This window comes from Achromobacter sp. NFACC18-2 (genome assembly GCF_900108985.1).
Taxonomy (GTDB): Bacteria; Pseudomonadota; Gammaproteobacteria; order Burkholderiales; family Burkholderiaceae_B; genus Achromobacter.
On record NZ_FNYM01000004.1, the window covers coordinates 223,306 to 242,238 of the forward strand.

Consider the following 18,933-nt stretch of genomic DNA (forward strand, 5'->3'; position numbering starts at 1 on the left):
GCGCGCCCCCCGCGCCGCAGTACCATACGTTCCATATACAAACCATATACGGAACATCCACTATGGGCATCGTCAAGATTTCCGAGCAAATGCACGAGAACCTGCGCGTGGCCAGCGGCGCCCTCAGCCGCTCCATCAATTCCCAGGCCGAACACTGGATGCGCATCGGCATGCTGTCCGAGCTCTATCCCGAACTGCGCCATGCCGACATCTGCCAATTGCTGATCCGCATCGAACAGGCCGACGGCTTCACCATCGCCGCGCTCTCGCAAGGGCGGCCGCAACCCGCGCAGCAGGAGGCCGCGTAAATGGCCAAGAAGGTTTCCATCAAATCGGCCGCCGACATCGAAATGGCCCGCGAGGCGGGCGCCATGGCGGCCGAAGTGCTGCACATGATCGGCGAACACGTCCGCCCCGGCGTCACCACCGATGACCTGGACAAGGTCTGTCACGACTACATCGTCAACGTGCTCAAGGCCACGCCCGCCAACGTCGGCTACCACGGCTTTCCCAAGACCATCTGCGCCTCGGTCAACCACGTCATCTGCCACGGCATCCCGTCGGCCAAGGTGCTCAAGAACGGCGACATCCTGAACATCGACGTGGCCGTCATCAAGGACGGCTGGTTCGGCGACACCAGCCGCATGTACTACGTCGGCCAGCCCAGCCCGCTGGCGCGCCGGCTGGTCAACACCACCTATGAAGCCATGCGCGCCGGCATCATGGCCGTCAAGCCGGGCGCCACGCTGGGCGACATCGGCCACGCCATCCAGACGGTCGCGCATCGCGAGCACTTCAGCATCGTCCGGGAATACTGCGGCCACGGCATCGGCCAGATCTACCACGACGACCCGCAGGTGCTGCATTACGGCCGCCCGGGCGAAGGCATGGTGCTGCAGCCCGGCATGATGTTCACCATCGAACCCATGATCAACGCGGGCAAGCCCCAGACCAAGCAGTTGCCCGACGGCTGGACGGTCGTCACCAAGGACCGGTCCCTGTCGGCGCAGTGGGAACACATGGTCGTCGTCACCGAGACCGGCTACGATGTGCTGACCACCTGGCCGGACGGCTTCGGCGACTATCCGCCGATACCCTGACCCGGCCGGTCCCTGCCGCAGCGCAAGGATCGGAGTGCAAGACAGCAAGGGCGCGATCAAGATCGTGCCCTTGTCGTTTGCGCGACGCTTGCCCCCTTTCCCTCGCTACGCTCACCTGGCTGCGTTCATCATGCCCGCCCATTCCCAGTCCGCCCCGTCCGCCCCGTCCGCCCCGGCTGGCGCCTTCCGGCGCCTGGCCGCCTCGAACCTGGCCGCGCAGTTCTCCGAGCAGATCGCCCTTGCCGCCGCGCCGCTGTACGCCGTGCTGGCCCTGGGCGCCGATGCCGCGCAGACCGGCTATCTGCAGACGGCGCAGACGCTGCCGTTCCTGCTGCTGTCCCTGCCCGCGGGCGTGCTGGCCGACCGCATGTCGCGCCGCGCGCTGATGACCGCCGCCGAAGCGGCCCGCGCGCTCAGCCTGATCGGCCTGCTGGCGCTGCTGTGGATGGGCGGTCTCAGCCTTGCGTGGCTGGCGGCGCTGGGCTTCGTGGGCGCGGTGGGCACGGTGGCCTACAACGTCGCCGCGCCCGCCCTGGTGCCCAGGCTGGTCCCGCCCACCGAGCTGGCCAGCGCCAACCGCTGGCTGGAACTGGCCCGCAGCGCCGCCTTCTCTGCCGGCCCCGCCGCCGGCGGCGCGCTGGTGGGCTGGATGGGCGCTTCCACGGCTTACGTGCTGGCCACCACCCTGTCGCTGCTGGCCGCCGTTCTTCTTGCAGGCCTGCCGCATGACACGCCCCAGCCCGCCCAGCGCCGCCATCCGCTGGCCGAATTGCGCGAAGGCGCGGCCTTTGTCGCCACGCATCCGCTCCTGCGCCCGGTGCTGCTGACCGCGCTCTTTTTCAATGCCGCCTGGTTCATCCTGCTGGCGATCTACGTCGCCTACGCCGTCGATCGCCTGGGCCTGACTGCCGCTGGCGTCGGCATCACTTTGGGCGTGTACGGCGCGGGCATGCTGGCCGGCGCCCTGGCCGCCCCGTGGCTCGCCCGCCGCCTGCCGTTCGGCGCCATGATCGGCGCCGGACCGCTGTCGGCGCTGCTGGCCAGCCTCATTCTGCTGTCGACGCTGGCGTTTCCGTCGGGGCCGTGGGCCGCGGTGGGATTCTTCCTGTTCGGCGCGGGGCCGATCCTCTGGACCATCACCACCACCACGCTGCGCCAGTCGGTGACGCCCAACGCCTTGCTGGGCCGGGTGTCGTCCGTGATCGTGACGGCGAACTTCGGCGCGCGGCCCGTGGGCGCCTTGATCGGCGCGACGCTGGCGGCCCGGTTCGGCGTGGACGCCTGCCTGTGGGTGTCGACGGCGGGATTCTTCATCCAGTTCGCCGTGCTGTTCACGTCACCCGTGCTGCGGCTGCGCAGCCAACCGCAGGCCGTGGCGTCCTGATAGACGCCCATGCGGGTCAAGCCGATTGCACAGGCAAGCATTCAAGACCCGGATCGCCCCCAATGATCTACCCGCAATCCTGAAGAAGTCTCCTGCAAAAGCCGCAGCACCGGCGCATCGCCAATGTCCATGCCCGCGTCCGTGATTGCGTCGGTTCGCGCAGTTCTGATCTGCGGTTTCAGCTATAGCCAATCCGGGCGCGCTACCTAGAATTTGAAGATTCCAATAATTCAAAAATTCTGGAGACGCAGACATGACCCACCCTCTTCCCACCCGCCGCGCCCTGCTGCTCGGCGCCCTGCTGATGAGCCTGGGCGCCAACGCCTTTGGCGCGCCAGGCGATTGGCCCGAACGCCCCATCCGGCTGGTTGTCGCCGGCTCGCCCGGCGCGGGCGGCGACATCTTCGCGCGCCTGATCGCCGCGCCGCTGTCCAAGGCGCTGAACCAGCCGGTGGTGGTCGAAACCAAGCCCGGGGCCAACGGCATGATCGCCTGCGACACCGTGGCCAAGGCTGCGCCCGACGGCTACACCTTGCTGTTCGCGCCGTCCTCCGCCATTCTCCTGAATCCCGTCGTGCTTCCCTCGCTGCCCTACGATCCGGAGAAGGACCTGCTTCCGATCGCTCAGGTCGGCGCGGCGGGCATATTGCTCGTCGCCAATCCCAGCACCGGCTTCAAGAACCTGTCGGACATGGTCGCCTATGCCAAGGCCAATCCCGGCAAGCTCGCCTACGGCTCCTGGGGCACCGGCTCGTCCGGCAACCTGGCCATGGAAGGCATCAAGGCCCACTACGGGCTGGACATGCCCCACGTGCCCTACAAATTGCTGGTCACCGAAAGCACCGACCTGATCGCCAACAACATCAGCGTCGGGTTCATGGACATCGCCTCGCCCATTCCCCACATGCGCAGCGGCAAACTGGTCGCCCTGGGCCAGACGGGTTCGCGGCGCTGGCCCGCCTCGATGGACGTTCCCACGCTGGCCGAGCAAGGCTACAAATTCGAAGCCGACGGCTGGTACGGCGTCTTTGCCCCCGCGGGAACGCCGCCCGGGATCATCGACCGCCTCAACGCGGAAATCTACCGCGCCCAACACACGCCGGACGTGCGGGAAAAAATCGAAGGACAGAACATGATCGTTCCCGCGGACATGTCCCCCAGCGACTTCGCGGCATCGATCAAGCGCGACGCCGTCATCTGGCAGGGCCTGGCGAAAGTCGCCGACCTGAAGAACAAATAGGCCACGCACATGGACATGTCTTCCAAACCCGCTTACGCGCCCGACGCCCTGCAAGGGCGCGTGGCCGTGGTGACCGGCGCGGCCGGCGGCATAGGCCTGGCCATTTGCCAGCACCTGCGTTCGATGGGCGCCGCGGTGGCCCAGGTGGATATCAACATGGCTGAGGCCGGCGCCGAGACCGACGGCCTGCTTAACGTGCGCTGCGACATCGCCGATCCGGACTCGGTCGCCGACATGGCCGACCAGGTGCGCAGGCGCTTCGGACGGTGCGACGTGCTGGTCAACAATGCGGCGGTCAGCGCGGCGCCCGTGGGCCTGGAGCAATTCCCGCTCGAACTCTGGGACCGCATCTTCCGCATCAACCTGCGCGGCGCCCTGCTCTGCGCGCAGGCCGTGTTTCCCCTGATGCAGGCGCAACAGGCGGGCAGCATCGTCAACGTGGCGTCGATCTCGGCGCGAACCCCGACCCGGGTCGGCGCCTACGGCACGACCAAGGCCGCCCTGCAGGCCCTCACGCGCCAGATGGCCGTCGAATGGGGACCGCTCGGCATCCGCGCAAACGCCATCAGCCCGGGGATGATCCGCACCCCCTTGTCCGAGCCGCACTATCGCGACGAATCCGTCCTGCAAAAGCGCATCGCCCATATCCCCGCCAGGCGGATCGGCTTGCCGTCGGACATCGCGGACGCCGTGGCGTTTCTTGCCAGCGATGCCTCCCGCTACGTCAACGGGCAGGACATCGTGGTCGATGGCGGGTTTGTCAACGCGTCGCTGTCCAATCTCTATGCGGCCTGACGTGGCGGTGATGGCGGTGCCGCGGCTCGGGGGGCAGGCCTGTGCCCATGGCGAGGCGATACGCCTCCAGCGTGTGAAACATCTTCTCGCCCAAGCGCAAGTGCGCGTCCGCAAACGCCCGGGCGTTGGCCACGATGGTCTGGGTTTGCCACGGCCGGTTTCGAATGTCCAGGATGCACTGCGCATAGCTTCGGACATCCCCCGGCGAGGCCAGCCAACCGGTCCGGCCGGGCACGACGATTTCCGGCAGGCCGCCCACTTCGCTGGCGACGACGGGCCGGCCCGAGGCGAATGACTCGGGCACGATGCGCGACCAGGCTTCCGTCGCCGACGGTACCAGCACCACGTCCGCGGCGCGGATCATGTCGGGCACATCGGTCCGGTGTCCGGCAAACACCACATGTTCCGCAATGCCCAATTCCACCGCCAGGCGGTACAGCGCATACGCATAAGGCCGGGTGTCCGGGGTGGGCATGCCCACGACCAGCCCCACCGCGGGGATTCCCTGGATGCGAAGGTGCTGCACCACGCGCAGCAGCTCGGCCTGGCCTTTTTCCGGACGCAGCATCCCGACGGTTGCGATGACGTAGGCCGCCTTGGGCGCGGGGATCCCCAGGCCGCGCCGGATGTGCAGCATCGCATCCGGCTCGCCGGCGGGCCGGAAGAATTCGTCCCCCGCCCATTCGCCCACGACGCTGATCCGGTTTTCCGGGGCCAGCCGGGCGGCCAGCAGTTCCTGTTTGCCGAGGTGGCTGGTCGCGATGACGTGGTCGCAGCCGACTTTCCATTCCAGTCGGCGGCGCGGCGACGAGCGCATGGGCTTGGCGAAATGACGGGTCCGCACCACCGCGCACAGGTCGCGGCACAGCGCGGCGGTCTTGGCGTCGGCGCGGCTATGGCTGTCGATGACCTGGATGCGCAAGGCCTTGATGGCGCGACGCAGCGCCAAGACGGTCAAGGGCGAATACGCCGGCTTGAAGTCGATGTCCACCGTCGTCAGCTTGCGCTCGCGCGCCGCGTGGCTGACGGCGCTGGCCGCGGGCGCGGCGATGGCCACGTCATAGCCATGGCCGTGCAGCCAGCTCGCCTGCTCCAGCGTGCGGAATTCCAGGCCGCCCAGGCTGGGCTCAGCCAGCGTATGCAGGATGCGCATGATGTTCCAGGACGTTGAGACAGGCGGTCAGCACTTCACCGGGCGTGATGGCATTGATGCCGCTCTGAGGCTGGCGCGGCACCACGAACGCCGAGCCGCGCCGGTGCCAGAACCACTCGGGATTCGGCTCGTTGAATATGCCGACGTAGGGCACGCCGGCGCCCTGCGCGATATGCGAGGGGCCGCAGTCATTGGCCACGACCAGGCGCGCGCGCAACATGATGGCGCTCAGCTGCGCAATCGGCCGGCAATAGGCCATGGCAAAGTCGGACCGTTGCATCGCCTGCAGGGCATCGCGCTCCGCGGCCTCCTGCTTGCCCAACACGAACAGAAAGCGGGCGCCGTCGCCCAGCAGCGGCTTGAGCCTGTCCGCCAGCCGCACGTAGTTCGACAGGCTCCAGCGCTTGAACGCGCCCGCGCCGCCGCCGGGAATCATCACCACATCGGCGCCCGCGGCCGAGCGCAGGTGCGGACGCGCCAGCGCCTGGAAGCAGGCGCGCGTCGCGGCGGCAAGGTCGAACGGGCGATACGACGCCAACAGGCGCAGATTGGCCTGACCGATGTATTCGGCGACGTCCTTGCGGTGGCAATGCGTCCAGGCCAGGTCGCTGATCCGCGCATTGCGGAACCCCAGGCGGATGGCCGGCGGGCGCATCAGGTTGATCAGGCCGAAACGTTCGCTGCTGTGATGCAGGCTGACCGACATGCGCGTCTCTTTTTTCAGGCTGCGCAGATAATCGGCGAACGTCCTGGCGCGCTCGAACTCATCGACCCAGGGCAGCGCCCGATAGAAGCTGCCCACATCGTCCCGTGCAACCACCTTGAGCCGGCGCGACGGCCACCATGTCTTCAGTTGATAAAGCGTCGGCAGCGCGACGATCTGATCGCCGAGCTGCCGCCGGCTTCTGAGATAAACAACAATTTCCGACACCTGCGGCCCCCCTCCTCACGACGCGGCCGGTCGACCGCTGGCGGGCAATGTATCGGGACGGGCCCGGCAAATTTCCGGACTCTCTTTAACAATTGTGAAGAAGCTTGCGACCCCGCTTCAAAGATCTACACAATTCGCGCGCGGCGCGCTCGGCTCAGGCGGCGGTCCAACGGATCACGAAGCGGGCGCCGCCCAGCGGGCTGTCGGACGCCAGCGCCTCGCCGTTGTGCCACCGGGCCACGCGGCGCACGATGGCCAGTCCGAGCCCCGTGCCGCCGGTGCCGCGCGCGCGGCTTTCATCCAGGCGGATGAAGGGCTCGAAAATGCGCTCGCGGTCGGCGGGCGGCACGCCGGGCCCATCGTCGTCCACCGTCAGCACGTAGTCCCGTGGGGCCGGACTTGCCAAGGCGACCTGGACCTGCCCGCCCGCATGGCGGATCGCATTCTGCAGCAGGTTGAGCAAGGCCCTCGTCATGTAGCGCGGGTGCAGCCGGACCTCGCCCGCATCGCAATGCGTCACCGTGCAGCGCACACCCGACCGGCCGGCCTCGAACGCCGCATGCTGCACGACCGATTCGAGCCAGCCGCGCGCATCCTGGGGCTCCAGCGGCATGTCGTCGCTCTTGTGCTCCAGCCGCGCATACATCAGCAATTCCGACGCCATGCTGTCCAGTTCGGCCACGTCATTCTTCATGTCTTCGACCAGGCGCCTGCGCGCGGCGGGGTCGGCTTCCTGGTCGATCATGTCCAATTCGAACGACAAGCGGGCAATGGGGGTACGCAGTTCGTGCGACACCGCGTTGGTCAGGTCGCGCTGGTTGCCGATGAGGGCGCTGATGCGATCGGACATCTGGTTGAACGTGTCGCCCAGCCCACGGATGCTGGAATACCGCGACAGCCGGGCCCGCGCCTGCAGGTCGCCCTGCCCCATGCGCTGCGCGGCGGTTTTCAGCGCTTCCAGATCGCGCCAGACCGGCAGCGCCCACACCAGCATGAACCCGCAGAGCAGCAATCCCAGCGCGGCGTAGACCCCGACGATGACCCATGTGCCGACCAGCGGCTCGGGCGGCAACCTGACCAGCAGCCATTGCGCGCCCGGACCCGGTATGGCGGTCACAAAGCTCATCAGCTTGTCGCGCAGGAAGAACCCGCCCTCCTCGATGGTCCGCCGCTCCGCGTCGGTCAACGCGAAGTCCGACGCGTGGTAGTCGGCAGGGTCCAGCACCTGCAAGGCCAAACCGTAATGCGGCGCCAGCCTCTCGCGCACGTAGTCGCGGCGCTCGTCTGGAGAGACGCGGGCCAGCTCCTGTTTCAGGCTGTGCACCTGGCCGCGCACGGCTTCGCGCGTGTAATGGGCCGTCTCCGGCTCGAAAAGGTAATTGGCGACCCGGTCGACCATTTCGTTGGACAGCACAAAGCCGATGGCCAGCACCACGAAGATCCGCAGGACGAACTTAAGCATCGCCAAGCTCGTGGGCCTTGGGCGAAAACAGATAGCCCTTGCCCCAGATGGTCTTGATGCGGGCGGGATCGCGCGGATCGTCTTCCAGTTTGCGGCGCAGTTTGCTGACGCACACATCCACACTGCGATCCAGCCCGTTGAATTCGACGCCGCGCACCGCGTTGAGCAGATCGTCGCGCGTCAGCACCTGGCCGGCCTGGCTTGCCAGGGCCCACAGCATTTCAAATTCCATGGTCGTCAGGTCGACCTCGACCCCGCCCAGCGTCACCGCGCGCGTCTGGCGGTCGATGGAAAGCGGACCGAACACCAAATGCTCCGGCTGCGCCTCCGCCTGACTGTGGCGGCGCATCAACGCGCGTATCCGCGCGAGCAGCACGCGCGGCTCGACAGGCTTGATGACGTAATCGTCCGCACCAGACTCCAGCCCCAGGATCTGGTCCACATCATCTTCGCGGGCGGTCAGCATCAGGATGGGCGCCGACGTGAACGCACGCAGGTCGCGGCAGACCTGCAGCCCGTCGCGGCCCGGCAGCATCAGGTCCAGGATGGTGATGGCCGGCTCATGCCGACGGAACGCATCGACCGCATGATCGCCGCGATAAGCCTGCGCAACGTTGAAACCGTGTTGCTCCAGAAACTGCGCAATCAGCCGCGACAGTTTCGGATCGTCTTCGACTAACAAGGCCTTGGTCATGGTGTCCAGCCAGAAGTTCATGCACCGTTACAGTGCAATTGCGCGGGAAGCATACACCGAAAAAAAGCGGGTATATCCCCGTGGCAGGCGGCATCGGCCTCATGCCACGCCCCCGCAGCAACCAACCGGATTCTTCGAGTACAGTGCCGTGTCCCCATCAATCGACCAAGGATTGGGCATGTCCGAAGAAAGCACGATTCTCGATGACAACGCGGTGTACCGGACCCTGCTGGAGTCCACCAAGGCCATCCCCTGGAAGCTCGATTGGGCCACCATGAAGTTCGCCTATATCGGTCCCCAGATCGAAGCGTTGCTGGGCTGGAGCGCCGAAAGCTGGGTGAGCGTGGAAGACTGGGCCATGCGGATGCATCCGGAAGACCGCGAATACGTGGTGAACTTCTGCGTGTCCCAATCCCAGGCCGGCGTCGACCATGAGGCGGACTATCGGGCGCTGACCAAGGACAACGGGTATGTGTGGATACGCGACGTGGTGCACGTCGTGCGCAATGACAGCGGCGAGGTCGAGGCCTTGATCGGCTTCATGTTCGACATCACCGAACGCAAGAAGAACGAAGAACAACTGCTCCGCCTGCAAAAAGAGCTGGAGGTCCTGTCCTTCAAGGATGGCCTGACGAACATCGCCAACCGGCGACGCTTTGACAGCAGCTTCGAACTGGAATGGGAACGTGCGCGCGGCGAGTGCCGGCCGCTGTCGATTCTGTTGTTCGACGTGGACTATTTCAAGCAATACAACGACCTGTACGGCCACACGCAGGGCGACAAATGCCTGGTTGAAATCGCCCAGACACTGAGCCTGGCGCTGGACGGCCCTCGCGATCTGGTCGCGCGCTTCGGCGGAGAAGAGTTCGTCGTGCTGCTGCCCGAAGCCGATGCCGACGCGGCCCGCAAGGTCGCCGAGCGCTGCCAGCGATTGCTGCACAAGAAGGCCATCGTGCATGCGCTGTCGCCCCATGGCAGGCGCGTGACGGTCAGCATCGGCGCGGGCACCATCGTGCCGGATGGCAAGGCGGACCGCGCCGGCTTCATCAAGGCCGTGGATCAGCAGCTCTATGCGGCCAAGAAGAACGGCCGGGACCGCACGGAGCATGTGCAGCTGTAGCCGCGCTACGCGCGCCTACGCGTTGAGCGACATGGGCTTTGCGCCGCCCGGCGGCAGACCGAACAGACGCCTGACGCCGTTCAGGAAGGCGCCGTAGGGCCGGCCCAATAGCAGCATCATCGCCGCCGCACCCAGTACCCCGCGCACCAGCCCGCTTCCCGACGCCCCGCTCACGGCGATGATCGCGGCATAGATCGGCACCTGAAAACTCATCAGGGCCAGGCTATCCCAGAGCAGCCTGGACCACCGAGTTGCGGAGGCGTGCCGCATCATCCAGTCCCGCCACATGCCATAAGGCCGTCCGACCGGGATCATCAGCGCGCCGCCGATCAGGCGCGCCTGGGCCACCTGTTCCCAGCTCATCCCGGCAATCCAGCGTTCGTTGATGATGCCGGTCGTCGTGAAGAACAGGATCAGTGCCAGCGTGTCGGCAAGGTACGCCTTGGTGGAAAGCTGCAATCGAGTCCCCTGGATTCTGTTATGCGCCGGCGCGCCGGATCTGTATCTGGCGGGGCGCCCGCGGCCCCGCTAGACTGCGCCGGAACCTGTCCCGTAACGTGTCAACGCGAATCGCCATGCTGAAAATCCTGGGCAAAGCCTCATCCATCAATGTGCGCAAGGTGCTGTGGACCTGCGCCGAACTCAACCTGCCGTTCGATCGGGAAGACTGGGGCAGCGGCTTTCGCGCCACAACCGACCCGGCCTTTCTGCGGCTCAATCCCAACGCGATGGTGCCCGTGCTGCGGGACGGCGATTTCGTGCTGTGGGAGTCCAACAGCATCATCCGCTATCTGGCGGGCGAGCATGGCGGCAGCCACCTCTATCCCGCCGCGCCCAAATCGCGGGCCCGGGTGGATCAATGGATGGATTGGCAGGCGACCGACCTGAACCGTTCGTGGAGTTATGCCTTCATGGCCCTGGCCCGGCAGTCGCCCGCGCACCAGGACGCCCGCGCCATCGAGGCGTCCTGCCAGGACTGGGCGCGCTGCATGCGCATCCTGGACCAGCGGCTGGCCGAAACGGGCGCGCATGTCGCGGGCGACGCCTTCACGCTGGCGGACATTCCCGTGGGGCTGTCCGTGAACCGTTGGTTCGAGACGCCGTTCGACAAGCCGGCGCTGCCGGCCGTGGCGGCCTATTACGACCGCCTGGCCAAGCGCGAAGGCTATCGGCAATACGGCCGCAACGGCTCCGCCTGAGCGCCGCCCCGCTACTTGACGACCCCGCAGACCAGGCGCCCGCCTCCGCCGCCCAGCGGTTCCGGCTTGTCGCTGTAGTTGTCGCCGCCCGCGTGGATCATGAGCGCGCGGCCCTTCACGTCGGCCAGCTTCAGATGCGGGGCGACGACGGCCTTCGTCGCGCTGCCGTCGGCGGCCACGGTGAGGAACGGCAAATCGCCCTGATGCCCGTCCGTGGCCATCGGTCCCTTGTGGGCCTTCGTGCCCTTGGGATCCAGGTGACCGCCCGCGCCGCCGCCCGGCGCCGTCTTGCCGCCCACCATGGCCGGCTCGCAAGACCCTTTCTCGTGGACGTGAAAGCCGCGCTCGCCGGGCGGCAGGCCTTTGAGATGCGGGGTCAGCTCCAGCCCCGCCTTGGTGTCTTTCAGGGTGATGGTGCCGGCGCTCTTGCCGACGCCTTCGGGCGTCAGGAACGACATCGAGACCTCCTCGGCCAGCGCCGCGCCTGATGCGCCCGCCAATGCCAGAGCCGTCACAAGCATCGAGAATTTCTTCATGAATTGCCTCCTGGAAAGATGCCCGCGGATTGCGGGCGGCCAACGGCGCAAGCCGCCTCGCACGTCGGGCGGCGCCAATCAAGATAGCACCCACGCCGGGCGCTTCGCCAGCAAACTTCATTCCTGATACAAGGTTGCGACGCGGCGCGGAACGGCCGCAATGCCGCGCCGCCTACCCGTTCACCAGCAGCACCATCGCGTGCAGCAGCACGCCGATCAGGCCGCCGACCAGGGTGCCGTTGAAGCGGATGTACTGGAGGTCGCGTCCCACGCTCAGTTCCAGCTCATCCACCAGATGGCGCTCGTCCCAGTTCTTGACCGTGCGCGAGATGTGCTCGGTGACGCCCACGCGCAGGCGCCCGGTCAACCGGCGCGCCCCGCCCAGCACGTGGTTGTTGATGGCTTCGCGCAGCCCCGGGTCATCGCCCAGCTTGCGGGCCAGCGCGACCAGCGCGCTTTCCAGGTGCGCGGCCAGGGCGGAGTGTTCGTCCGACAGGTCGCGCCGCAGCGCGGCGTGGATGTCGTCCCACAGGCCCTGGACATATTCCTGGACCTTGGGATGATCGATGGCGCGCTGCTTCAGGGCTTCGACCTGACCTGCCAGCGCCGGATCGATCTTCAGGCGTTCGATGTAGTTCATCACCCACGCCTCGTAGTCGCGGCGCACCGGATGATCGGGTTCGGACAGCACGTCGCGCAACTCTTCCACCAGCGCGCGCGCCAGCCGGTCGGCCAGGTTGTCGGCGATGTTGTCGACGGACTTGACCACGTCGACCGCCGCGATGATGCGCGGCCATTCCTTGCGGGCAAATTTCACCAGCAGGGTCGAGGCGCGTTCCTTGACGTCTTCTTGCGCCAGATAACCGCCCAGCCGCTCCATCGCGGCGTCCAGCAATTCCTGGTGGCGCCCGTCGCGGGTCAGCAGGCCCAGCACGTCGCCGGCGGTGGCCGCTGCGTCCCAGCGCCGCAGGTTGCTCACGACGAACTCCTGGATCACGCCGCGCACCGCCCGGTCGTCCAGCAGGTCCAGCGTCTGCAGCGCCACCCTGCGCGCGCCGTCGCTCAAGGCGCGCGCCTGCGTGGGCCGCGCCAGCCAGCGGCTGAGCCGCGCGGCCGGATCGAAGACGCGCAGTTTCTCGATGAGGGTGTCCGGGTCCAGGAAGTGGTCGCGCACGAACACCGCGAGGCTGTCGCCGATGCGATCCTTGTTGCTGGGAATGATGGCGGTATGCGGGATGGGCAGGCCCATCGGGCGGCGGAACAGCGCGACGACGGCGAACCAGTCCGCCAGCGCGCCCACGGTGGCCGCTTCGCAGAAGGCCCGCACCCAGGCCCACGCGCCCTGCCCGCCCATGACATGGCTGGTGATGAAACCGCTGACCATGGCCACCAGCAGCGCCAGCGCGCCGATCTTCATGCGGCGCAGTTGCGCGCGCCGGGCGTCGGAGGCCAGCGCGGGGCGGGCGGCGGAAAATCGGTCGGCGTGGTGGCTGTCGGTAGTCATGGGGAGTCCAACGTATCGAGCCTGCAGCATACCAATCCGAAACGGCGGGACCGTTGCATCATGGCGCGGCGTCGCCCCCTATTCGCTCAGGAACTCCGACAATGCCTCCAGCCCTTCGATATGATCGGCGACCACCTTCGCGATGAACGCGATGGGCACGGACAGCAGCGTCCCCCAGATCCCCCACAGCCACGTGAAAAGCAGCAGCAGGATGAATACCGCCACGGCGTTCATCCGCGCGATGCGGCCCGACATCCAGGTCGTGACCACCACGCCCATCAGCAGTGCGATGGCGACCGAACTCAGGGACACCGCCAGCGCGGGGCCGAGTTCACCGAACTGCACCAGGCCCGCGATGCCCGTGCCCACCGCCGTCAGCAGCGGACCGAAATACGGAATGATGTGAAGCGCGCCCGCCACCACGGCCCAGGTCGCGGCGTTCTCCAGGCCCAGCAGCCGGAAGGCCACCCACGACAGCAACGCAAGCGCCACATTGGTCACCAGCATCATGGCCATGTACATGTGGATCGAGTTGTTGATCTGGTCCAGCATGTGCACGCTGATCTTCTTCTGCGACAGGGTATTGCCGGCCATCTTCACGAACTTGCGCTTGAAGGCGTTGCCCGAGAGCAATAGGAAAAAGACCAGGAACACGCACATGGTGGCCTGCCCCACGAAGGTGGCCAGGCCCTTGGATCCCCACAGCAGGATGTCGCTCAATCCCCCATCGGACTTCGCCACGACCACCCGCCCGCCCGTCTGCGGGGTCCCGGACTCCTGCAGGATGCTGGCCGCGCGGCGCAGCTTGTCCAGGAACGATCCGTCCCCGCTCAGCAGTCCGCCGAGCGTGCGCGACAGCTTGCTGGATATTTCGGGCAGCGCGTTGATGATGTCGCTGACCTGGTCCTGCGTGACGTAGAACATGCCGAAGATCGACACCGCAATGGCCGTCATCACAAGGATGGTGCCCGCCGCCCGGGGCACGCGGGCGCGCTCGAGCAGCGCCACGACGGGGTCCAGCGTATAGGCCACCACGATGGCCATGACGACCGGGACGATGAACTCCTGGGCCGCCTTCAGGGCAAACAACACGGCCAGCACCGTAAGCGTCACCAGGCAAAAGCCGCTGACGCGCACGAGCGGCGTGGGCCCGGGCGGCTTGATGAGGCCGGCGTCCTGGGCGGTGACTTTCTCTTCGGCGGGCTCGTCCACGGCCGGTTCCGGACCGTCCCTCTGCGGCGAGGTGTCCACGGGTGTCGCGCTGTCCATCATTCCCCTCGCATCCAATTTAGCGAAGGCCATCAGCAAGTAGCGTGCCCGGGGTTCAGCCGGGGGTTCAACCAGAGGTTCAGCCGGGGCTGACGGCCAGCAGGCCGGGCTCGCCGTCGTGCCGTCGCTGCGCGCGTTCCAGGATGAATTCGATCATCATCGCCAGCGCCCGCGGATGATGGCGGTTGGGCATGTACAGCATATACATGCCGCGCCCGAAGATGCTGAGGCGCCAGTCCGTCAGCGCGGGCACCAGCTCGCCGCGCGCGATGTCCTCATGCACCACGTAGTCCGGCACCACGCCCACGCCCAGCCCCGCCCGGATCGCATCGCGCAGGAAGGCATAGTTGCGCGAAATGACGGTAGGCTCGAGCACGACGTGCTGACGGGGCTGGCCGCCGTAGTAGGCCGACAGGCGCAGCGGCCGGCCGATCACGGCGGCGCTGATGACGGGCATGCCCGCCAGGTCTTCCGGCCGCTGGGGCAGGCCCCGGCTTTCGGCAAAATCCCGCGAGGCGCATGCCACGTAGCGGACCTGACCCAGCTCGCGGGCGACCAGGTGCTGCGGCGGCTCGGACATGATGCGCACGGCAATGTCCACCTCGTCGCGCAGCAGGTCTTCGACACTGTTTTCAAACAGCACATCGAGCACGATATCGGGGTACGCTTTCTTGAACTCCAGCAGCCAGGGCGTCATCACGAATCCCCCGTAGCCGCTGGGCACGCTCAACCGCACCTTGCCCTGCGGCGTCTTGCCCAGCGTCTCGACGGATTCGCGCGCGGCCGCCAGTTCGTCCTGGATGCTGCGCCCGTGCTTGTACAGCTTCAGGCCGATTTCGGTGGGTTCCACGCGCCGCGTCGTGCGGCGCACGAGCTGCATGCCGACAGAACGCTCGAGCTGGCTCAGGTGATAGCTGACGTTGGCGCGCGTCATCTTCAGGCGGCGCGCCGCCTCGCTCAGATTGCCCGCGTCCAGGATTTCGACCAGCAGGGTCAGGGATTTGGTGTCCATATCGACGCTCCTTGCCGTGCATTGTCAAATTTTCTTGTCCGTAGTGTCAATTATCGATGTCATTGTCAAGACATCTTTACTAGGAAAGAATAAAGCCATAAGAGACGGGCTGCCCCTGGCCCGCCATGCTCCGCCCGCGCAGCCTGCGGCGCACCGGTACGCCGGCGCGGCGCGCGAGCAGGAAGCCACATCGGAGACACTGTCCATGACAGACAGCGCAAGCACCGGCGCCGCCCAGACGCGCCGCTACGAGGACATCCTGGTCGTCGTCATCGACCATCCCCCCGTGAATGCCCTGAGCGCCGCCGTGCGCCGGGACCTGTCGGACGCGATTGCACAGGCGCAGGCGGACACGCGCGTGCGCGCCATCCTGCTCATGGGCGCGGGCAAGAACTTCATCGCCGGCGCCGATATCCGGGAGTTCGGCAAGCCCCCGCAACCGCCGCTCCTGCCGGACCTGTGCAACCAGATCGAAGCCAGCGCCAAGCCCGTCGTGGCGGCCTTGCATGGCGCCACGCTGGGCGGCGGCCTGGAGATCGCCCTGGCGGCGCACTATCGCGTGGCGCTCGCCAGCGCCCGGCTGGGCCTGCCGGAAGTGAACCTGGGGCTCCTGCCGGGCGCCGGCGGCACCCAGCGCGCGCCCCGGCTGATGGGCGCACAGGCCGCGCTGGACCTCATGCTGACGGGCAAGCACCTGTCGGCCCAATCCGCGCTCGACGCCCGCCTCGTGGACGCGCTGTCCGCCGACGAGGATCCGCTGGACGCGGGCCTGACCTACACACGCCAGTTGCTGGCGCTGAAAGCGGGACCTCGCCGCACGCGCGACGCCACCGAGGCGCTGGCGGACACGCAGGCCCAGCTTGCCGCCGTGGACGAGGCCGCCAAGCGCGTGGCCGCTACCGCGCGCGGGCTGTATTCGCCGGCCAAGATCGTTCAGGCCGTGCGCGCCGCCATCGAACAGCCCTTCGATGAAGGCCTGCGCACCGAACGGTCGCTCTTCCTGCAGTGCCTGGACAGCCCGCAGCGGGCCGCGCTGGTGCACGCGTTTTTCGCCGAGCGCGAAACGGCCAAGATTCCCGAACTGAAAGAAGCCCGGTCCCGTCGCCTGGAGCGCGTGGGCATCGTGGGCGGCGGCACCATGGGCGCCGGCATTGCCGTGGCGGTGCTGGACGCGGGCCTGCCCGTGGTCATGGTCGAGCAGGACGACGCCGCCCTTGCCCGCGGCCGCACCCGCGTCGAACAGGTGTACGACCTGCTCGTCAAGAAAGGCCGGATCACCGCCGACGAGCGGGCGGCGCGCCTGGCGCGCTTTACCGGCGCCACGGACTACGACGCGCTGGGCGAGGCCGACCTCATCATCGAGGCCGTGTTCGAAGACATGGCCGTCAAGCAGGCGGTATTCGCGCAGCTTGACCGCGTGGCCAAGCCCGGCGCCGTCCTGGCCACCAATACTTCGTACCTGGACGTGGACCGTATCGCCGAAGCGACACGCGGACCGGCCGACGTGCTGGGCCTGCACTTCTTCTCGCCCGCCAACATCATGAAGCTGCTGGAAATCGTGGTGGGCCGGCACACCGCGCCGGACACAGTGGCCACCGGCTTTGAACTGGCGCGCCGGTTGCGCAAGGTTCCCGTGCGCGCCGGCGTGTGCGACGGCTTTATCGGCAACCGCGTCCTGGCCGTGTACCGGCAGGCCGCCGATATGATGATGGAAGACGGCGCCTCGCCCTATGACATCGATGCCGCCGTGCGCGAATTCGGCTATCCGATGGGTCCCTACCAGATGGCCGACCTGGCCGGCGGCGACATCGGCTGGGCCACGCGCAAGCGCCGCGCCGCCACCCGCGACCCCGCGCTGCGCTATGTGCAGATCCCCGACCGCCTCTGCGAGCGCGGCTGGTTCGGCCAGAAGACCGGCCGCGGCTTCTATCTGTACCCGGATGGCGCGCGGCAAGGCACGCCGGACCCCGAGGTCCTGGCGATCATCGACCAGGAACGCGCCCGCGCCGGCGTCACGGCCCGCATGTTCACGCACGAAGACATCCTGCGCCGCTACCTGGCCGCGATGGTCAATGAAGCGGCCAACGTGCTGCACCAGGGCATCGCGCTGCGCCCGTCAGACATCGACGTGGTGTTCCTGTCGGGATATGGCTTTCCGCGCCACCACGGCGGGCCGATGCACTATGCCGACAGCGTGGGCCTGCCCCGCATCCTTGCCGATATCCGCAGCTATGCGGCGGAAGACCCGGCGTTCTGGAAGCCGTCGCCGCTGCTCGTGCAACTGGCCGAGTCCGGCCGCTCCTTCGGCAGCCTGAACGCCGCCTGATCCGATCACTACACAGGAATCCCCATGCGCGAAGCCTTCATCGTCTCAACCGCCCGCACCCCCATCACCAAGGCGGGGCGCGGCGAATTCAACCTGATCGCGGGCCCCACGCTGGCCGCGCACGCCGTGCGCGCCGCGGTGGATCGGGCCGGCATCGACCCGGCGCTCATCGAAGACGCCTTCATCGGCTGCGGCTATCCGGAGGGCGCCACCGGCCGCAACGTCGGCCGCCAGGCCGTCATCCGCGCCGGCCTGCCCGTCAGCGTCGGCGGCGCCACGATCAACCGTTATTGCGCGTCGGGCCTGCAAGCCATCGCGTCGGCCGCGGGCCGCATCGTGATGGACGGCGCCCCCGCCGTAATCGCTGGCGGCGTGGAGCTGGTTTCCCAGATCCGCACGCGCGACGACGGCGTCAGCGGCATGGACCCGTGGATCCTCGCCAACAAGCCCCAGCTCTATCTGCCCATGATCGAAACCGCCGATATCGTGGCCGCGCGCTACGGCATCAGCCGCGAGGCGCAGGACCGCTTTGCCGCGCAAAGCCAGGCGCGCACCGAGGCCGCGCAGGCGGCAGGCCGTTACCGCGAAGAAATCGTGCCGGTCACCACCACCATGTCCGTCACGGACCGCGCGACGGGCGCCGTTACCGAACGCGAGGTGACGGTGGACAAGGACACCTGCAACCGTCCCGGCACCACCTACGAGGCGCTGGCAAGCCTGGCGCCCGTGCGCGGCGAAGGCCAGTTCGTCACGGCGGGCAACGCCTCGCAATTGTCGGACGGCGCGGCCGCCTGCGTGCTGATGGAAGCTGCCGAGGCCCAGCGCGCCGGCATCCGCCCGCTGGGCGCGTTCCGCGGCCTTGCCATCGCCGGCTGCGAGCCGGACGAAATGGGCATCGGCCCGGTCTACGCCGTGCCCAAGCTGCTGGCGCGCCACGGCCTGAAGGTGCAGGACATCGACCTGTGGGAACTGAACGAGGCGTTTGCGTCCCAGGCGCTGTACTGCCAGGAAAAGCTGGGCATTCCCATGGACCGCCTGAACGTGGACGGCGGCTCGATCGCGCTGGGCCATCCGTTCGGCGTCACCGGCGCGCGGCTGGCCGGCCACGTGCTGATCGAAGGCCGCCGCCGCGGCGCCCGCTATGCCGTCGTCACGATGTGCATCGGCGGCGGCATGGGCGCGGCCGGCCTGTTTGAAATCTACTGAGA

18 protein-coding genes are annotated in these 18,933 nt (G+C 67.5%); 9 read left to right on the forward strand and 9 right to left on the reverse strand.

The window, feature by feature from the left end; all coding sequences use genetic code 11:
- The first annotated feature begins 62 nt into the window (after window positions 1-62).
- The 5 genes from BMW75_RS08015 to BMW75_RS08035 all read left to right on the forward strand — a co-directional run bounded on the left by BMW75_RS08015 (window position 63) and on the right by BMW75_RS08035 (window position 4,519).
- Window positions 63-308, forward strand: a complete 246-nt coding sequence (locus BMW75_RS08015; protein ID WP_076520579.1) for a ParD-like family protein — start codon at window positions 63-65, stop codon at window positions 306-308.
- Complete coding sequence (gene map, locus BMW75_RS08020; protein ID WP_092578386.1) at window positions 309-1,100, forward strand: type I methionyl aminopeptidase; 792 nt, start codon at window positions 309-311, stop codon at window positions 1,098-1,100.
- 130 nt (window positions 1,101-1,230) lie between these two features.
- Window positions 1,231-2,484, forward strand: a complete 1,254-nt coding sequence (locus BMW75_RS08025) for an MFS transporter (protein ID WP_092578623.1) — start codon at window positions 1,231-1,233, stop codon at window positions 2,482-2,484.
- Window positions 2,485-2,737: 253 nt separating this feature from the next.
- Window positions 2,738-3,724 (forward strand): Bug family tripartite tricarboxylate transporter substrate binding protein, encoded by a 987-nt coding sequence (locus BMW75_RS08030; protein ID WP_092578388.1) that lies wholly within the window; start codon window positions 2,738-2,740, stop codon window positions 3,722-3,724.
- A gap of 15 nt (window positions 3,725-3,739) precedes the next feature.
- Window positions 3,740-4,519 carry an SDR family NAD(P)-dependent oxidoreductase gene (locus BMW75_RS08035; RefSeq protein ID WP_175493124.1) on the forward strand — a complete coding sequence of 260 codons (780 nt, stop codon included), beginning with the start codon at window positions 3,740-3,742 and terminating at the stop codon, window positions 4,517-4,519.
- On the opposite strand, the gene BMW75_RS08040 is transcribed toward BMW75_RS08035, so the two are convergent.
- The 4 genes from BMW75_RS08040 to BMW75_RS08055 form a co-directional block, all read right to left on the reverse strand.
- The gene (locus BMW75_RS08040; RefSeq protein ID WP_092578391.1) at window positions 4,485-5,672 is read right to left on the reverse strand and encodes a glycosyltransferase family 4 protein; all 1,188 of its coding nucleotides are present in this window, start codon (window positions 5,670-5,672) and stop codon (window positions 4,485-4,487) included. The two genes, BMW75_RS08035 and BMW75_RS08040, sit on opposite strands and share 35 nt — an antisense overlap.
- Window positions 5,647-6,603, reverse strand: a complete 957-nt coding sequence (locus BMW75_RS08045) for a glycosyltransferase family 9 protein (RefSeq protein ID WP_092578393.1) — start codon at window positions 6,601-6,603, stop codon at window positions 5,647-5,649. Before BMW75_RS08045 ends, BMW75_RS08040 begins: the two co-directional genes overlap by 26 nt.
- 154 nt (window positions 6,604-6,757) lie before the next feature.
- Complete coding sequence (locus BMW75_RS08050; protein ID WP_092578395.1) at window positions 6,758-8,065, reverse strand: ATP-binding protein; 1,308 nt, start codon at window positions 8,063-8,065, stop codon at window positions 6,758-6,760.
- A complete protein-coding gene (locus BMW75_RS08055) occupies window positions 8,058-8,759 on the reverse strand; it encodes a response regulator (protein ID WP_092578625.1) in 702 nt (233 codons plus the stop codon). The genes BMW75_RS08050 and BMW75_RS08055 overlap by 8 nt, the downstream gene beginning before the upstream one ends.
- 178 nt (window positions 8,760-8,937) lie before the next feature.
- Here BMW75_RS08055 and BMW75_RS08060 point away from each other — a divergent pair, with 178 nt between their 5' ends.
- On the forward strand, window positions 8,938-9,879 hold the full coding sequence (locus BMW75_RS08060; protein WP_092578397.1) for a sensor domain-containing diguanylate cyclase: 942 nt from the start codon (window positions 8,938-8,940) through the stop codon (window positions 9,877-9,879).
- Between the two features lie 15 nt (window positions 9,880-9,894).
- On the opposite strand, the gene alaE is transcribed toward BMW75_RS08060, so the two are convergent.
- Window positions 9,895-10,338: an L-alanine exporter AlaE gene (gene alaE, locus BMW75_RS08065; protein WP_254791957.1), complete on the reverse strand. Its 444-nt coding sequence runs from the start codon at window positions 10,336-10,338 to the stop codon at window positions 9,895-9,897.
- A 116-nt stretch (window positions 10,339-10,454) separates the two neighbouring features.
- Between alaE and BMW75_RS08070 the strand changes: the two genes are divergently transcribed.
- On the forward strand, window positions 10,455-11,078 hold the full coding sequence (locus BMW75_RS08070) for a glutathione S-transferase family protein (protein ID WP_092578400.1): 624 nt from the start codon (window positions 10,455-10,457) through the stop codon (window positions 11,076-11,078).
- An 11-nt stretch (window positions 11,079-11,089) separates the two neighbouring features.
- On the opposite strand, the gene sodC is transcribed toward BMW75_RS08070, so the two are convergent.
- The 4 genes from sodC to BMW75_RS08090 form a co-directional block, all read right to left on the reverse strand.
- Window positions 11,090-11,614 (reverse strand): superoxide dismutase family protein, encoded by a 525-nt coding sequence (gene sodC / locus BMW75_RS08075; protein WP_092578401.1) that lies wholly within the window; start codon window positions 11,612-11,614, stop codon window positions 11,090-11,092.
- 172 nt (window positions 11,615-11,786) lie between these two features.
- Window positions 11,787-13,118 carry a DUF445 domain-containing protein gene (locus tag BMW75_RS08080; protein WP_092578403.1) on the reverse strand — a complete coding sequence of 444 codons (1,332 nt, stop codon included), beginning with the start codon at window positions 13,116-13,118 and terminating at the stop codon, window positions 11,787-11,789.
- Between the two features lie 78 nt (window positions 13,119-13,196).
- On the reverse strand, window positions 13,197-14,390 hold the full coding sequence (locus BMW75_RS08085) for an AI-2E family transporter (protein WP_254791958.1): 1,194 nt from the start codon (window positions 14,388-14,390) through the stop codon (window positions 13,197-13,199).
- Between the two features lie 76 nt (window positions 14,391-14,466).
- Complete coding sequence (locus BMW75_RS08090; RefSeq protein ID WP_076520570.1) at window positions 14,467-15,399, reverse strand: LysR family transcriptional regulator; 933 nt, start codon at window positions 15,397-15,399, stop codon at window positions 14,467-14,469.
- Window positions 15,400-15,604: 205 nt separating this feature from the next.
- On the opposite strand from BMW75_RS08090, the gene BMW75_RS08095 reads away from it, so the two are divergent.
- Window positions 15,605-17,725, forward strand: coding sequence for a 3-hydroxyacyl-CoA dehydrogenase NAD-binding domain-containing protein (locus BMW75_RS08095; protein ID WP_092578405.1), 2,121 nt, complete (start codon window positions 15,605-15,607; stop codon window positions 17,723-17,725).
- Window positions 17,726-17,749: 24 nt separating this feature from the next.
- Entirely contained in the window at window positions 17,750-18,931 is a 1,182-nt protein-coding gene (locus tag BMW75_RS08100) for an acetyl-CoA C-acyltransferase (protein WP_092578407.1), read from the forward strand.
- Window positions 18,932-18,933: the final 2 nt, after the last annotated feature.

Bases quoted from the DNA above. Each gene is read 5' to 3' on its own strand.
- BMW75_RS08095 (WP_092578405.1), top strand. From the start codon at position 15,605: ATGACAGACAGCGCAAGCACCGGCGCCGCCCAGACGCGCCGCTACGAG.
- BMW75_RS08060 (WP_092578397.1), top strand. From the start codon at position 8,938: ATGTCCGAAGAAAGCACGATTCTCGATGACAACGCGGTGTACCGGACC.
- BMW75_RS08100 (WP_092578407.1), top strand. From the start codon at position 17,750: ATGCGCGAAGCCTTCATCGTCTCAACCGCCCGCACCCCCATCACCAAG.
- map (WP_092578386.1), top strand. From the start codon at position 309: ATGGCCAAGAAGGTTTCCATCAAATCGGCCGCCGACATCGAAATGGCC.
- BMW75_RS08030 (WP_092578388.1), top strand. From the start codon at position 2,738: ATGACCCACCCTCTTCCCACCCGCCGCGCCCTGCTGCTCGGCGCCCTG.
- BMW75_RS08085 (WP_254791958.1), bottom strand. From the start codon at position 14,390: ATGATGGACAGCGCGACACCCGTGGACACCTCGCCGCAGAGGGACGGT.
- BMW75_RS08025 (WP_092578623.1), top strand. From the start codon at position 1,231: ATGCCCGCCCATTCCCAGTCCGCCCCGTCCGCCCCGTCCGCCCCGGCT.
- BMW75_RS08050 (WP_092578395.1), bottom strand. From the start codon at position 8,065: ATGCTTAAGTTCGTCCTGCGGATCTTCGTGGTGCTGGCCATCGGCTTT.
- BMW75_RS08070 (WP_092578400.1), top strand. From the start codon at position 10,455: ATGCTGAAAATCCTGGGCAAAGCCTCATCCATCAATGTGCGCAAGGTG.
- sodC (WP_092578401.1), bottom strand. From the start codon at position 11,614: ATGAAGAAATTCTCGATGCTTGTGACGGCTCTGGCATTGGCGGGCGCA.
- BMW75_RS08035 (WP_175493124.1), top strand. From the start codon at position 3,740: ATGTCTTCCAAACCCGCTTACGCGCCCGACGCCCTGCAAGGGCGCGTG.
- BMW75_RS08015 (WP_076520579.1), top strand. From the start codon at position 63: ATGGGCATCGTCAAGATTTCCGAGCAAATGCACGAGAACCTGCGCGTG.
- BMW75_RS08055 (WP_092578625.1), bottom strand. From the start codon at position 8,759: ATGACCAAGGCCTTGTTAGTCGAAGACGATCCGAAACTGTCGCGGCTG.
- BMW75_RS08080 (WP_092578403.1), bottom strand. From the start codon at position 13,118: ATGACTACCGACAGCCACCACGCCGACCGATTTTCCGCCGCCCGCCCC.
- BMW75_RS08040 (WP_092578391.1), bottom strand. From the start codon at position 5,672: ATGCGCATCCTGCATACGCTGGCTGAGCCCAGCCTGGGCGGCCTGGAA.
- BMW75_RS08090 (WP_076520570.1), bottom strand. From the start codon at position 15,399: ATGGACACCAAATCCCTGACCCTGCTGGTCGAAATCCTGGACGCGGGC.